Origin of the sequence: Mucilaginibacter lutimaris (assembly GCF_042676625.1) — a bacterium.
GTDB lineage: Bacteria > Bacteroidota > Bacteroidia > Sphingobacteriales > Sphingobacteriaceae > Mucilaginibacter > Mucilaginibacter lutimaris.
In genome coordinates this window covers 985,404-998,957 of the sequence record NZ_JBHTIA010000003.1, presented here as the reverse complement: position 1 = coordinate 998,957, position 13,554 = coordinate 985,404, and the positions used below count along the sequence as shown (strand labels likewise).

Below are 13,554 nucleotides of genomic sequence, written 5' to 3'. Positions count from 1 at the left end.
TTTATTAACTATTATTATGTACATGATGAGCGATACTATCAAAAAGAAGACGAATAAATCGGCCGGTAAAAATATTCGTACACTACGCCACGAGCATGGCTGGAGCCAGGAAGACGTTGCCAACCGATTGGGTATATCAATCCCTGCTTTCTCTAAAATTGAGACGGGTGTTACGGATATCAATTTGTCGAGGTTAGAGCAAATTGCCAATATTTTTGAAGTGAGCGTTGTAAACCTGCTATCGCTTGAATACACCGAAGAACCAAGCACACAAGATGTGAGCCTGAGCATAATTCAGAAAAAACTGGCTGACCGTGAAATTGAGATAACCAATCTTCAACGCAAAGTAATTTTACTTTACGAAGAATTGCTGAGTAAAGGGAATGTTGCTATCTAACAACCATACTGTTCTATAAACACAACAGTTTATAAGTGTTGGCAACGGCAATACGTCAAATACACTTCACTTTAATTTAATTATTTTAAGCCAATCTTAATTAATTAAGTTAAATGAAACAAAGTTTGATTAATTGCCGTTTTTGCATATAAAATTTATCCAATTAACTCAATTGGATTTATAATTGCATTGACATAGGTGAACACCAAAAAGGAAATTCACCATGTCTAATTATATGATATCTATAGCTAACGCCGATCAGCACACAGTTGGAACTATACATGACAGGCGCAGCAAGTTAAAGGTTAAAGCTTTTGGGTTATTCAGGTCGCATTTAAAGCCCAGAGAGGGTGAAGTTAGGTTTTTTGTCACAGCCGGTGATGAAACATTAGCATTTGAAACTGAAGGTTATAAAAGGCACAGACAGTTGCTTATACTACAAATGATATCCAGGTACTGCATGTATTTGGGATTATTTGAGGCGCAGATACACAGCACTTATCCGGGGATGTAATTTTCTAACTAAACGGTAGTGGGCCTGCTTGTATCATTCAGCATTTCACTCATCTCAATTATCTTTTGGTCGATATCTGAAACGCATTTATCCATCATCTCTATACACTCTTTTTCGTCAACTAAGCCTTCTTTTTCAAGATTCATTAAGCCACGCAATGTTGCTATAGGCCCACGGATCTGGTGCGACAGGTATGATGAATATTCCGAAAGTTTCTTATTCTTTATCTGCAGGTCCTTGGTACGCTCATCAATAATTTCTTCGAGGTGATGGTTCACCCTGTCGAGATTATCTTTTTGCCGCGACACTTCTTCATTCAGCTCGGTAAGTTTGATATTAGTAGCGCTTTTGCGCTTTACATTACTCACCAGCAGCACTATAACAACCAACAGAAGGCCTGCTACCACTGTAACGGCCCAAAACTTAATACGGTCATTTTGTTGCCGCTGAATGGTTAATTCGTTCTCGCGTTGCTTCGCCTGTTGCTTAAACTGCTCCTGCAGCATATTTATCTGCGTAGATTCGTTAGACGCGTAAATTGTGCTATCCTGTCTGAATATAGTTTGAAGATATTGCAAGGCCCTGTCGTAATGTTTTTGCTTGGCCTCTAACTGGTAGTTTGTGTACAGGTAATCAGATTCCAGCTTTTCGTCTTTAAGCGCCTTGGAATAAGCCTGGCCCTCTAATACCACTTTAGTTGCATCGGCAAAACGCCCCTGGGCTATGTAAAGCGATGCGAGGGTAAGATTGGTACTGGCTACAGGCTTGTTTAAATCCATTTCTTTTGCCCACTTGTTAGCAGCTAACAAAAGCTGTTCGGCTTTATCATACTGATTCAGGTTAAAATAAATTACCCCCCTGTTTTGTAATGACTGTATAGTATTAAAGGTATCTTTTATAGCTAAAAATATGGCGTTCCCCTTGTCGTAGTAACTAAGTGCCTGGTAAAAGATTTTCTTACGATAGTAAACGTTACCAATGTTTAAATAGGTAGAACCTATTAACTGCTGATCGTTTAACTTCTGGGCTATAGCCAACGATTTCTTGAGATATACTAATGAACTTGCATAATTATTATCAAGATATAAGTTGCCAATATTATTATAAACCTTAGCCTCGCTACGCAGATCCTTAATTTTCGCGAAACTCGATAATGCCTGTAAATAATCGCGAATAGCGGCGCTTGCCTGGTTTAAATAATAATTCCCGATTCCCCTTACTCTATAAGCCTCACCTATCCCCTTTTCATAACCTACTTTTTCGGCAATGGCTAAAGCTTTGTTAGCAAATTCAACCGTTTGCTCGGGGTTGGTGCCACGGTTATCATAAGCAAGCTTATTTAATTTATTTACCTCAATCGTATCCTGCGCTGCAATGCCGCTTTTATCCAGAGCATACACAGCGGTACAGCTAACAAGAAATAAAACAAGCAACGTAAAAATTTTATTCATCAGGGCTCTATACATAGATATAAGGGTGAAGTTATAAAATTATTGCTACTATATTTCATTTAGTTAAAGTTAATAAAAATCCACAATCATTTTTTTTTCAACATTGCGTGAAAATTAAAAAACATAATTATATTTGTATGGTTAATTTATTGATTGTTAACAAGTTATACAGTTATCTTGACATTTTCTTATGTTTTGATAATCGAAAAAATATAGGTTTTTTATTAACTAATAGTTATTAAAAGTTAGCAATACTACAACAAATAGTTGTATAATTAAATGTTGCTTAAAGGCTAAATTAATTGGAGTAATTAAGTTATTGGACGAATATGAAAAAAATGATGTTGACATACGTATTTCTACTTGGTTGCTTGCTCATAACAAGCTGTGTTAAATCAAGTAACATTCGTATAACGATGAAGATGTTTTTAAAAGCAACAACAGGCATCAAAAAAGATGTTGGCACAGCTGATTAATTATATAAATAGGAATAAACATAAGAATATGAAAAAGTTAATTATAGCAGGAGTATTGATACTGGCAACAGGCGTTATACCATCATACACCAAACAAATTATTGTTAAACCGGCCCCGGCAGCTTTCGACCAAAGTAATTTTTCGTTCAGAAAAGATATTGGTACCGCCGATTAATTAACTACATAAAATATTAAATACCCAATAATTAAATAATACAGTTATGAAAAAGATATTAATAGCAGCAGTCATTTTATCAACAGCGGTTTTATCCTCATACACTAAACAAGTTCCCGTAAAAACTAACGCTAATATATTAATTGAACCGAGCCTGGCTCTTGTAAAAAAAGACATAGGTACTGCCGACTAACTATCTATTATCATAACATCACTTACCATAATAAAAATACGATCATGAAAAAATCAATTATAGCAGCAGCGATCATCATTTTAAGCGCAGGCATTTTACCATCATGCACAAAAAATGCCGAGGTTAAACCAACCGCAACCTTTGAGAAAAGTACAGTAGCCAACAAAAAAGATATAGGTACAGCCGACTAATTAACAATTAAAACGACACACATAACCCAAGAATATACCTTAAAAAATTATAACGATCATGAAAAAATTAATCATAGCAACAGCAATCATATTCGGCGCATTAACAGCAAATACTGTTAACGCATCAACAACTATCACCAACAAAAAAGACGTAGGCACCGCCGATGCTAAAAACAAAAAAGATGTAGGCACCGCCGATAATAAAAAGGATGTAGGTACTGCCGATGCAAGGAATAAAAAAGATGTAGGCACTGCCGATAACAAAAAAGACGTAGGCACTGCAGACTAATTATCAACAACCACAGAGAATAAACAAAACACATTAACAAGCACCACACAATATATACAACACGATCATGAAAAAATTAATCATAGCAGCAGCAATCATATTCAGCACAGTAACATCAAATACCGTTAACGCAGCAACATTTACAAACAAAAAAGACGTAGGCACCGCCGATGCTAAAAACAAAAAAGATGTAGGTACTGCCGATGCAAGGAATAAAAAAGATGTAGGCACTGCCGATAACAAAAAAGACGTAGGCACTGCAGACTAATTATCAACAAACCACAGAGAATAAACAAAACACATTAACAAGCACCACACAATATAAACAACACGATCATGAAAAAATTAATCATAGCAGCAGCAATCATATTCAGCACCGTAACAGCAAATACCGTTAACGCAGCAACATTTACCAACAAAAAAGACGTAGGCACTGCCGATGCTAAAAACAAAAAAGATGTAGGCACCGCCGATAACAAAAAGGATGTAGGTACTGCTGATGCAAGAAACAAAAAAGATGTAGGTACTGCCGATAACAAAAAAGACGTAGGCACTGCAGACTAATTGAACCAACAAGCCACAGAGAATAAACAAAACACATTAACAAGCACCACAATATATAAACAACACGATCATGAAAAAATTAATCATAGCAGCAGCAATCATATTCAGCACCATAACAGCAACTACCGTTAACGCAGCAACATTTACAAACAAAAAAGACGTAGGCACCGCCGATGCTAAAAACAAAAAAGATGTAGGCACCGCTGATAACAAAAAGGATGTAGGTACTGCTGATGCAAGGAATAAAAAAGATGTAGGCACCGCCGATAACAAAAAAGACGTAGGCACTGCAGACTAATTAATCATCTAACCATCACAACAGGTCACCAATAAGTAAAACAAACATGAAAAAGATCATCATAGCAGCAGCATTAGTATTAGCTTCAGCAGTAACCGCATTTTCACTTACTACTAAAACCGACAATAGTGTAAATGCTGATAAATTGAAAGAAGATGCCGTAACGGTTTCTGTTAAAAACACATCAGCGCCAAAATCAGATGTAGGCACCGCCGATTAAGCCTTGACGGCACTACATCTATATAAATAAAAATGCCCCGCTGTATAACGAGGCATTATATAAGTCGGAATATCTTACTTTAAATATAAGTAGAATTAGAGCGATGGTTTAGCCGCAGTTTTAAATTTACTGCAGTTATCAAGCTTGTATATTATAGTATAACCAGCAGCCCCATCAGTTTCCTGGCGGCCATCCTTAGTAACTTTAAAGGGTTTTTGCCTAAGTTCCTGGGCCGATAACTGAAACGCTACAGACATTGTATCTTTAGCGCCCTCCTGCATAAACGTCCATACTGCTTTAATATCGTTACCCTTCATAGTTCCTTCGAGGGCTCCTTTCCGCGCATCCTTTTCTTTGGGCAACCATTGCATTTCACCACTTACCTTACCGGCATTAATAGTTAAATGAATGGCAGTTGTATCCTGGTTACTTGCACCCTCTGTACGTAAAAAACAGTAATCCATATTTTGGGCTGGCGCATTCAGCGTAGCCGTGTTAGATGTATCCTCTGCTGTCGTGTTTTTTGTACTATCAGCACTTTTATTTCCGTTGCCTGTACAAGATGCAAGCGCCAGTGCGCACATGCTTAAAAAAATATATGGTTTCATGCTAAATTGTTTGATTGGTACTTAAACACCTTAAAAGATTAAAAGTTCGATGTTTTATAATTATACCTAAATAAGTTCGATACAGCTATGCCTTTAACAAATACGCTTTAGTAAGAAAAGCTAAATTATAAACAGGCTTAGCAAGAGAGGGTTAGTTATACCAAAACATTTACCATCAGGGCAAATTTACAAAAAGGGTTATTTAATCGTTAATATGTGCAAAAAAATCACCTTTTGTATAATTTGTTAGTTAAGTATAAATACATATATTGCCTTCATTATTAAAAAACATTATCTGTAGTGTGCTAAAACAAACTGACAAATAATGAAAACAAAACATAATTAATCCAGTTACAATTAAAAAACTTAAAAAAACTAAACATGGCAGCTTCAGGAATCACCGCGTATTCAGTAAAGACTAAAACCAAAAATGTTCCAATGATCGATCCGGTTATCGACATTAAATCTGGCAGATACATAGCTACAGGTAAAGATGCAGAAGGTAACAAAATGGCTGCTATCATGGGCAAAGCTACTGCTGAAGAGCATATCAAAGCAGGTAATGCAAAAAAAGGTTCAGGCTGGTAAATCATATTTATCTCCAATAAAAAAACCTGCTTTACAGAGGCAGGTTTTTTTATGCGCTAATTTTACCGTAGCTACGCCCAATTCTTATACGGGTTTAACGATAAACTGGCGTTTGTATATCTGCCATCGTGGCTCACTTCCCGGCCCGCCCAATCGGGTTTTTCAAAGGCTTCACCCTCGCTTTGTAATTCTATTTCGGCAACAATAAGTCCTTCGTTTACGCCGCTAAAAACATCAACCTCCCATAAGTGCCCCCCATGGTAAATATTATAACGTACCTTCTCTATAGTTGATGTTGCAAAATTCTGTAAGATCTCGTTGCCTTCATCAACCGGGATAGTGTATTCATATTCGCTGCGGCTTATACCAGTTGATGCACCTTTAAAGGTAATATATGCCGCTGTGTCTGTAACCCGTATCCTAACGGTACGCTTTTCTTCGCTTAAAATGTACCCTTGTTTATAAAGATTACCCGCGGGTTTAACAATCTGCTCCCACCTGCTGTGATCTACCAAAAATTTACGTTCAATTTCTGTTGGCATAAGCTTCTATTTTGTAGCACTTAATTTACAATAATACTATTTTTAAAAATGCGTTTATACGGTACATTTATAGCATTTTGTTAGCCAATCAAGTTAACAAATGTTAAATCCGAAACCGTGCAACACGCGGTAAAGCTAAATGTTTATATTAGCCACGCTACTTTAACTATTATAATGAGCTTAAAAAAATTTGTGCTGACCATACTACTGGCTACCTGTTTAATTGCCCCTGCCCTTGCCCAACGTGACACTGTTGCCCTTAATACAATTATCACTAAAACGGCTAACTACATCACTAATTTCCCGATAGAAAAGGTTTACCTGCATTTAGACAAGCCATACTATGCCGCCGGCGATACTATTTGGTTTAAAGCATATATAACGCTTGACAAGCACCAGCCATCAAACCTTAGTAATATAGTATATGTAGATATAGCCGGGCAAGATTCTATTATGAAACTGGTTAAACTGCCGGTGGTAAACGGTGTTGCACATGGCAATATCATACTGGCTCCCGGTATTTACAAACAAGGCAACTATCATCTTAGGGCCTACACCAATTGGATGCGTAACTTCGAAACAGATTATTACTTTAACAAAAACATAGCGATAGGCAACGCCATACAAACCAATGTAAATACCAGTATTGTTTTTAACCGTATCGCAGGCCAACCTAAAATTAGCGCCGCCATTTCCTACAGCCAGCCCGGCGAAGTATTAGCCAATAAAAAGGTTAATTGGAGTATTACCACACCTACCGGCGATGAACTAAGTAAAGGTAAAGGCACAACTGATGCAAATGGTGTGTTAACTCTTGTACTTACAGAAACAGCCGCCGCATCGCTTAAAAACGCTACGCTTACCACTAATATCGAACTGGCAAACAAAAAAGAAACACTCAATAAATTTCCGCTTACTGCGGCCGCGGCCGACCGGGATGTGCAGTTTTTCCCTGAAGGAGGCGAACTAACCCTTGGCATACGCTCAAGAGTAGCCTTTAAGGCAATTGGCGCTAACGGGCTCGGTGTAACTATCAAAGGCACTATTACCAATAATACAGGTGAAGTAATAGCTAATTTAGAGTCGGCCCACCTGGGCATGGGTATTTTTGCACTAACGCCCGAAGATGGTAAAACCTATAAAGCCAATATTACCTTCCCTGATGGCGTTACCACTGCTTATGATTTACCACGTATAAAACCGGCAGGTATCACCTTAGCGGTGTACAGCAACGATTCCGATAATATTAACATTAAACTGGCAGCCAACGACCCTTACTTTAAGGCAAACCAGGGGAAAACATACTATGTAGCTGCCCAAAGCGGCGGCGCCATTTATTTCGCAGCTAAAACCGCTTTAGAAACATCTACCTACAGCTCAGCCATTCCAAAAAGCAAATTCCCAACGGGCCTTATACAATTTACGTTGTTTAGTGAGCGTGGCATTGCCCTTGCCGAGCGCATTGTTTTTATAAAGCGTAACGACATGTTGAACCTCACCATGGCGCCGGATCGTAAGGCTTTCTCGGTTAGGCAAAAGGTAAGGTTTACGGTATCAGCAAAAAATAATGCGACGCCTGTCGCAGGCGAATTTTCTGTTGCTGTAATTGATGAAACAAAAGTGCCGGTTGATGAGGATAGCGAAACAACCATCATGAACAACCTTTTGCTTACATCAGAAATTAAGGGTTATATTGAAAAGCCGAACTATTATTTTAATAGTAAGGACCCTAATGTTGATGCTAACCTGGACATATTAATGCTGACGCAAGGCTACCGTCGCATTTCTTACCGTAATATCATCACCGGCAAATTTCCGCAGATCTTCCTTACTCCCGAGCAACAGGGGCTGGAGGTTAGCGGCATATTACGCAATAATACGGGGATGCCAATTTCTAAAGGCAACCTCCGCATCCAGATCCCGTCTAAAAATTATTTTGCAGAAACGGTGGCAGATATGAACGGTAACTTTAGCTTCCCAAAATTGAACTTCCCGGATTCGTCGCAGGTGATTATCAGCGCACGCAATAACCCAAACAGCAAAAACCTGATGATATCAGTTAATGGAGATAACTATCAGCCTGTTACAAAAAATATTAACGCTTTAGATGCTGTTGCTAATATTGATAGCGCTTACAAACCGCTAATGTTAAACAGCAAGCGCCAGTATGATAATTTGCACATATTAAAAGAGGTTACTATTAAATCTACCTCATTGGTAAAAAAGGCAAGCCATAGCGATTACACCACCCTATCTGCCCTGCCATTAATGGCCGACCAACAACTTACCGGCGAACGCTTTAAAGATTGCCCAAACCTATACATATGCCTGCCTGCCATGTTATTGGGCGTAACGGCAGAAAACAATGCCCTATACTTTACAAAAAACATATCCAACCAAAATAAATTGCCTATGCAGGTATTTTTAAATGGCAGCCCTGTTGACTACCAAACGCTGAACGGATACCGCGGATCGGACGTAGAGACAATAGAGGTATTCAAGTCTGACGGATTAAGTAACATCAATCGCAATTTTATGTCTGATGGTATCATATCCATCATTACACGTAAAATAAAAACTGAAAAAATAACGTTTGCTCAACTACAGGAAATGTTGCCAAAAGGCAACTTACTTACTTATACCGCGCAGGGTTATAGCATATCACGTGAGTTTTATTCACCTAAATATGACCCGCTTAAACAAGGGGCCTTTGGCGGCGATCTGCGCAGCACTATATTCTGGAGCCCTAAAATAAAAACGGATAAAACCGGTTTTGCATCATTCGAGTACTTTAACTCGGATAGTAAGGGAAGCTATCGCGCGGTAATTGAGGGTATGGATGCCGAAGGGAACCTGGGCCGCTACATATTCAGGTATACCGTAAAGTAATCAAACATTTGCATAACAAGCATGTATTTGCGTAAATTTAGGTACACTAAAACCTAAATTTTATGAACCCATCACTTATTAACTGGCCGGCTGTTGTTGTAGCCGCTATTTCTGGCTTTGCTGTTGGTGGTATTTGGTACGCCCCAGCTGTTTTTGGTAAAGCCTGGATGGCAGATAGCAATTTAACTGCAGGGAAGGTTCAAAAAGGCAATAAAGCAAAGATATTCGGTTTCACCTTCTTCTTTTCTTTAATAATGGCTGCTAACCTGGCCGCGTTTTTGGCCGATGATAAAACAGATGTTAGCTGGGGCGCTACTGCCGGTTTCCTGGCAGGTATATGGGCGTTTTGCGCTATTGCCATAGCGGCCCTTTTTGAAATAAAAAGCTGGCGCTACATTTTTATTAATGGCGGTTACAGCATAGTGTCGTTAACCATTATGGGTGCCATACTGGGCGCCTGGCGATAAGCCTAATTGGCGGTTTCTCAGCGTTATTAACCCTTGCAGAAACTATATGACATTATTGTGAACCCCTTTACCGAACAATAGGCGTTGGTTAGCGTTTATTTATTTTACCATAAGAACTAAATATAATGAGTGACGCGACAACATTCCCAAAAACATTTAGCATTGGCGGCGACCTTGAGATCAACAGACTGGGTTATGGCGCAATGCGTATTACCGGCAAAGGCATTTGGGGGCCACCAAAAGACCACGATGAAGCCATTCGCGTGTTAAAACGTGCTGTAGAGCTTGGTGTTAACTTTATTGATACGGCAGATAGCTATGGCCCGCATATTTCTGAAGAACTGATAGCAGAGGCATTGTACCCTTACCCCGCCGACCTGATCATTGGCACCAAAGGCGGCCTGCTTCGTACCGGCCCCGATCAGTGGCCAATAAATTCGAGCCCGGCACATTTAAAGGAAGCTTTAGATGGCAGTTTAAAGCGCCTGAAACTTGATCAAATAGACCTATATCAATTACACCGTATAGACCCTAATGTACCTGCCGAGCAAAGCTTTGAATTTTTAAAGCAGGCACAGGCCGATGGCAAGATCCGCCACATTGGTTTATCAGAAGTTGATATTGATGATATTAAAAAAGCTCAGGACTATTTCGAGGTAGTATCGGTACAAAACATGTACAGCGTAGATAACCGCAAGTGGGAAGGTGTGCTAAATTATTGCGAGGAGAACGACATCGCATTCATACCATGGTTCCCGCTTAATGCCGGCAATGTTTCGGCTCAGGAAAAGCTACAGCAAATTGCCCAAAAACACGGTGCTACTGTACACCAGGTGGCTTTAAGCTGGTTGTTAAATCATTCTAAAAACATCTTGCTGATACCGGGCACATCAAGCGTAGCCCACCTCGAAGAGAATATGAAAACAGCCAATATAAAATTGGATGCAGGTGATATTGACGAGTTGGATGGTATTTCGCCACCTGTTGGATAATCAAAAAATTAACAAAAAAGGATGCCGGAATTACCGGCATCCTTTTTTGTTAATCTGTACTTTTGTGCCGATGAAAAGCAAAGAGGAGATACTGAACAGTTATTATTCGCACGCCGCCGATGGCACACCAGAGATAGCCGCGGATGATTTATTAAAGGCAATGGAAGAATACCGCGAGCAGGCCGAAGAAGCGGCTTTCAATGCTGCCCGCGAACTTAACGGCGATAAACCTGCATTCCCATCTTTTAAAGATTATAAAGCCGCCCTCGAAGCTAAAACAGAGCAACAGCCAAAAGAAGATACCGTACGCTTAGTTGCCGACAGCATCATTGAACAATTTTTGCCGGATGACCCGGCCGAAGAAACATTTGAGTTCAGCTTTAAAGCCGAAGGCGAATACCACACGGTGGTTTACAAAAGAAACCCCGCGAGGCAGTGGGAATACTTCGGGGAGATAAAAAGTTAATATAAGAGTACCGCGCAGTTCTTAATTCAACATAAGACTTTCGACTTAAAACTTAAACCGTCGCAACTTTAAACGGCTTTACATCCACCGTTTCCCAAATTTTTTGAGTAATATAAGGTTCGCTTTGTTTCCACGCTTCAAGCCCATCTTCACTCTCAAATTGCAGCACCATAACCGACCCTATCATTTTTCCCTCATCGTTAAGTAAAGCACCGCCTAAAACGTAATTGCCGCTTTCTTTCAAAGCTTTGGCCCCATCAAGGTGATGTGGGCGTATATTCATGCGGCGTTCAAGCGCGCCTTCGTCGGTATAATCGTAACCTGTAACAAGGTATTGGTTCATAATATGGATGATTTTATACGGTATTAACAAATAACCGCAAGTTCTGTTTAGGATGCAAATGATAGCAATAAAAAACTTTCGTTTATCGCTACAGAATAAATGTATAATTTACAATATTTGTTTCCCAACTATAAAACCAATTTATGAGAGCTGATCTGAAACAGGAATTTGTTAAGCAATATGGTAAACAAGCAACCGAAACCTACTTTTCGCCGGGCCGTGTGAACCTTATAGGCGAGCACATCGATTATAACGGCGGGCTGGTTATGCCATGCGCAATTACCTTCGGTTCGTATTTATTAGTATCGCCCAATAACGAGAACATATTCCGCTTTAAAAGCCTCAACTTTAGTGAACAAGCCGAAGTACATTTAAATGCCGAACACAAAAAAGTTGGTGAATTTTGGTACAACTACCCTGTTGGTGTAATTGCGCATTTTTTAAAAGATGGCAAAAAGCTACAGGGGTTAGACATGCTATTTTATGGCGATATCCCTATTGGCTCAGGGCTTTCTTCATCTGCCTCCATAGAAGTAGTTACAGCCTTCGCCTTGAATGACCTGTTTACAACCGATTACAACCGGCTTGAACTGGTTAAGCTTTCCCAATCGGTAGAGAATAAATTTATAGGTGTAAACTGCGGCATTATGGACCAGTTTGCCGTGGCCTTTGGTGAGAAAGATAAAGCCCTGATGCTAAACTGCGATACACTGGATTACCAGGCTGTCGACAGCAACCTTGGCGATTATCTGCTGGCCATCATCAACACCAATAAACCCCGTAAACTGGCCGAATCTAAATACAATGAACGTGTACAGGAATGCCAAACCGCACTTGCCGCTCTAAAACAAGCACTGGATATTAATTACTTGTGCGATATTGATAGCCAAACCTTTGAACAATACAAACACCTTATAACCGATGCCACTGTACAGGCCCGTGCAAAACACGTGGTAGAGGAGAATGACCGCGTAAAGCTGGCGGCAAAAGCATTAAGCGGTAACAATCTTACCGAATTTGGCCAACTGATGTACGCGTCGCATCAATCACTGCGCGACCTGTATGAAGTAAGCGGCGTGGAATTGGATACCGTTGTAGATTATGCTAAAACCAACCCCGATGTTGCCGGCGCACGCATGACCGGCGCGGGCTTTGGCGGCTGCGCGATAGCCCTGGTTAAAAAAGAAGGTTTTGATAACTTTAGCAAAGCGGTAGCAGCCTACTATACCGAAAAGATTGGCTACGCACCTTCTGTTTACGCGTCATTAATTGGTGATGGCGTAGGTGTATTGAATGAGGTGGTAAAATCGTAATTTCGCGGTTCACTATTTTAACAATATGCGCAAACTAAAACTCGACGAACTTAACCGTGCCACTTTAGATGAGTTTAAAGCACAGGACAAACTGCCTGTGGCGGTGGTTTTAGATAATGTGCGCAGCATGCACAACATCGGCTCTATCTTTCGCACATCTGATGGGTTTGCTGTTGAGCAAATTTGCCTTTGCGGTATAACAGCCCAGCCACCCCACCGCGAAATAGAGAAAACAGCCCTGGGTGCAACGCAATCTGTTAACTGGGCATATTTTGAAACTCCCCTGCAGGCTGTTGAGGCGCTGCGCGCAGATGGTTACAGGATAATAGCTATTGAGCAGGCCGAAAATAGCATAATGCTCAACACTTTTACCCCTGTCCCTAATGAAAAATACGCGCTGATCTTCGGTAACGAGGTAAACGGCGTTAGCGACGAGGTTATGCAGAAAATTGATGCCTGTATCGAGATCCCCCAGTTTGGTACTAAACATTCATTCAACATCGTGGTGTCGGCAGGCATCGTTTTGTGGGATTTTTTCTCGAAGATAGCGGTGTAATTTTCTGATGGATTAAAAAAAT

General features: G+C 40.1%; 21 protein-coding genes. 17 read left to right on the top strand and 4 right to left on the bottom strand.

Going from position 1 to position 13,554, the window contains the following annotated elements:
* The first annotated feature begins 22 nt into the window (after positions 1-22).
* Together ACFQZI_RS05370 and ACFQZI_RS05365 are read left to right on the top strand one after the other, a co-directional pair.
* On the top strand, positions 23-397 hold the full coding sequence (locus ACFQZI_RS05370; RefSeq protein ID WP_377139407.1) for a helix-turn-helix domain-containing protein: 375 nt from the start codon (positions 23-25) through the stop codon (positions 395-397).
* A 223-nt stretch (positions 398-620) separates the two neighbouring features.
* Entirely contained in the window at positions 621-911 is a 291-nt protein-coding gene (locus ACFQZI_RS05365; RefSeq protein ID WP_377139405.1) for a hypothetical protein, read from the top strand.
* An 8-nt stretch (positions 912-919) separates the two neighbouring features.
* On the opposite strand, the gene ACFQZI_RS05360 is transcribed toward ACFQZI_RS05365, so the two are convergent.
* Entirely contained in the window at positions 920-2,362 is a 1,443-nt protein-coding gene (locus tag ACFQZI_RS05360; protein ID WP_377139402.1) for a tetratricopeptide repeat protein, read from the bottom strand.
* A gap of 504 nt (positions 2,363-2,866) precedes the next feature.
* Between ACFQZI_RS05360 and ACFQZI_RS05355 the strand changes: the two genes are divergently transcribed.
* The 8 genes from ACFQZI_RS05355 to ACFQZI_RS05320 all read left to right on the top strand — a co-directional run bounded on the left by ACFQZI_RS05355 (position 2,867) and on the right by ACFQZI_RS05320 (position 4,768).
* On the top strand, positions 2,867-3,013 hold the full coding sequence (locus ACFQZI_RS05355; RefSeq protein WP_377139399.1) for a hypothetical protein: 147 nt from the start codon (positions 2,867-2,869) through the stop codon (positions 3,011-3,013).
* Positions 3,014-3,059: 46 nt separating this feature from the next.
* Positions 3,060-3,206, top strand: a complete 147-nt coding sequence (locus tag ACFQZI_RS05350; RefSeq protein WP_377139392.1) for a hypothetical protein — start codon at positions 3,060-3,062, stop codon at positions 3,204-3,206.
* 44 nt (positions 3,207-3,250) lie between these two features.
* On the top strand, positions 3,251-3,397 hold the full coding sequence (locus ACFQZI_RS05345; RefSeq protein ID WP_377139389.1) for a hypothetical protein: 147 nt from the start codon (positions 3,251-3,253) through the stop codon (positions 3,395-3,397).
* A 58-nt stretch (positions 3,398-3,455) separates the two neighbouring features.
* Positions 3,456-3,686, top strand: a complete 231-nt coding sequence (locus ACFQZI_RS05340) for a hypothetical protein (protein ID WP_377139387.1) — start codon at positions 3,456-3,458, stop codon at positions 3,684-3,686.
* A 67-nt stretch (positions 3,687-3,753) separates the two neighbouring features.
* Positions 3,754-3,954: a hypothetical protein gene (locus tag ACFQZI_RS05335; RefSeq protein WP_377139385.1), complete on the top strand. Its 201-nt coding sequence runs from the start codon at positions 3,754-3,756 to the stop codon at positions 3,952-3,954.
* A gap of 68 nt (positions 3,955-4,022) precedes the next feature.
* A complete protein-coding gene (locus ACFQZI_RS05330) occupies positions 4,023-4,250 on the top strand; it encodes a hypothetical protein (RefSeq protein WP_377139382.1) in 228 nt (75 codons plus the stop codon).
* A 70-nt stretch (positions 4,251-4,320) separates the two neighbouring features.
* On the top strand, positions 4,321-4,548 hold the full coding sequence (locus ACFQZI_RS05325; protein ID WP_377139379.1) for a hypothetical protein: 228 nt from the start codon (positions 4,321-4,323) through the stop codon (positions 4,546-4,548).
* Positions 4,549-4,594: 46 nt separating this feature from the next.
* Positions 4,595-4,768, top strand: a complete 174-nt coding sequence (locus tag ACFQZI_RS05320) for a hypothetical protein (RefSeq protein WP_377139376.1) — start codon at positions 4,595-4,597, stop codon at positions 4,766-4,768.
* 95 nt (positions 4,769-4,863) lie between these two features.
* Here ACFQZI_RS05320 and ACFQZI_RS05315 read toward each other — a convergent pair whose 3' ends face one another.
* The gene (locus tag ACFQZI_RS05315; RefSeq protein ID WP_377139374.1) at positions 4,864-5,376 is read right to left on the bottom strand and encodes a hypothetical protein; all 513 of its coding nucleotides are present in this window, start codon (positions 5,374-5,376) and stop codon (positions 4,864-4,866) included.
* 381 nt (positions 5,377-5,757) lie between these two features.
* On the opposite strand from ACFQZI_RS05315, the gene ACFQZI_RS05310 reads away from it, so the two are divergent.
* On the top strand, positions 5,758-5,964 hold the full coding sequence (locus tag ACFQZI_RS05310) for a hypothetical protein (protein ID WP_067062306.1): 207 nt from the start codon (positions 5,758-5,760) through the stop codon (positions 5,962-5,964).
* Between the two features lie 71 nt (positions 5,965-6,035).
* Here ACFQZI_RS05310 and ACFQZI_RS05305 read toward each other — a convergent pair whose 3' ends face one another.
* A complete protein-coding gene (locus ACFQZI_RS05305) occupies positions 6,036-6,506 on the bottom strand; it encodes a CYTH domain-containing protein (protein WP_377139371.1) in 471 nt (156 codons plus the stop codon).
* A 174-nt stretch (positions 6,507-6,680) separates the two neighbouring features.
* Between ACFQZI_RS05305 and ACFQZI_RS05300 the strand changes: the two genes are divergently transcribed.
* From ACFQZI_RS05300 to ACFQZI_RS05285, 4 genes are all read left to right on the top strand, one after another.
* Positions 6,681-9,395 (top strand): carboxypeptidase regulatory-like domain-containing protein, encoded by a 2,715-nt coding sequence (locus ACFQZI_RS05300; RefSeq protein ID WP_377139368.1) that lies wholly within the window; start codon positions 6,681-6,683, stop codon positions 9,393-9,395.
* 62 nt (positions 9,396-9,457) lie between these two features.
* On the top strand, positions 9,458-9,862 hold the full coding sequence (locus ACFQZI_RS05295; RefSeq protein WP_377139366.1) for a DUF1761 domain-containing protein: 405 nt from the start codon (positions 9,458-9,460) through the stop codon (positions 9,860-9,862).
* Positions 9,863-9,987: 125 nt separating this feature from the next.
* A complete protein-coding gene (locus tag ACFQZI_RS05290) occupies positions 9,988-10,854 on the top strand; it encodes an aldo/keto reductase (RefSeq protein WP_377139364.1) in 867 nt (288 codons plus the stop codon).
* 70 nt (positions 10,855-10,924) lie between these two features.
* Entirely contained in the window at positions 10,925-11,320 is a 396-nt protein-coding gene (locus ACFQZI_RS05285) for a hypothetical protein (RefSeq protein WP_377139362.1), read from the top strand.
* Positions 11,321-11,372: 52 nt separating this feature from the next.
* Here the strand turns inward: ACFQZI_RS05285 and ACFQZI_RS05280 are convergent, their stop codons facing one another.
* Positions 11,373-11,663, bottom strand: a complete 291-nt coding sequence (locus ACFQZI_RS05280) for a YciI family protein (RefSeq protein ID WP_377139359.1) — start codon at positions 11,661-11,663, stop codon at positions 11,373-11,375.
* 143 nt (positions 11,664-11,806) lie between these two features.
* On the opposite strand from ACFQZI_RS05280, the gene ACFQZI_RS05275 reads away from it, so the two are divergent.
* Together ACFQZI_RS05275 and ACFQZI_RS05270 are read left to right on the top strand one after the other, a co-directional pair.
* Positions 11,807-12,976, top strand: a complete 1,170-nt coding sequence (locus ACFQZI_RS05275) for a galactokinase (RefSeq protein WP_377139357.1) — start codon at positions 11,807-11,809, stop codon at positions 12,974-12,976.
* Positions 12,977-13,001: 25 nt separating this feature from the next.
* Positions 13,002-13,532 carry an RNA methyltransferase gene (locus ACFQZI_RS05270; protein ID WP_377139354.1) on the top strand — a complete coding sequence of 177 codons (531 nt, stop codon included), beginning with the start codon at positions 13,002-13,004 and terminating at the stop codon, positions 13,530-13,532.
* The last annotated feature ends 22 nt before the right edge of the window (positions 13,533-13,554 follow it).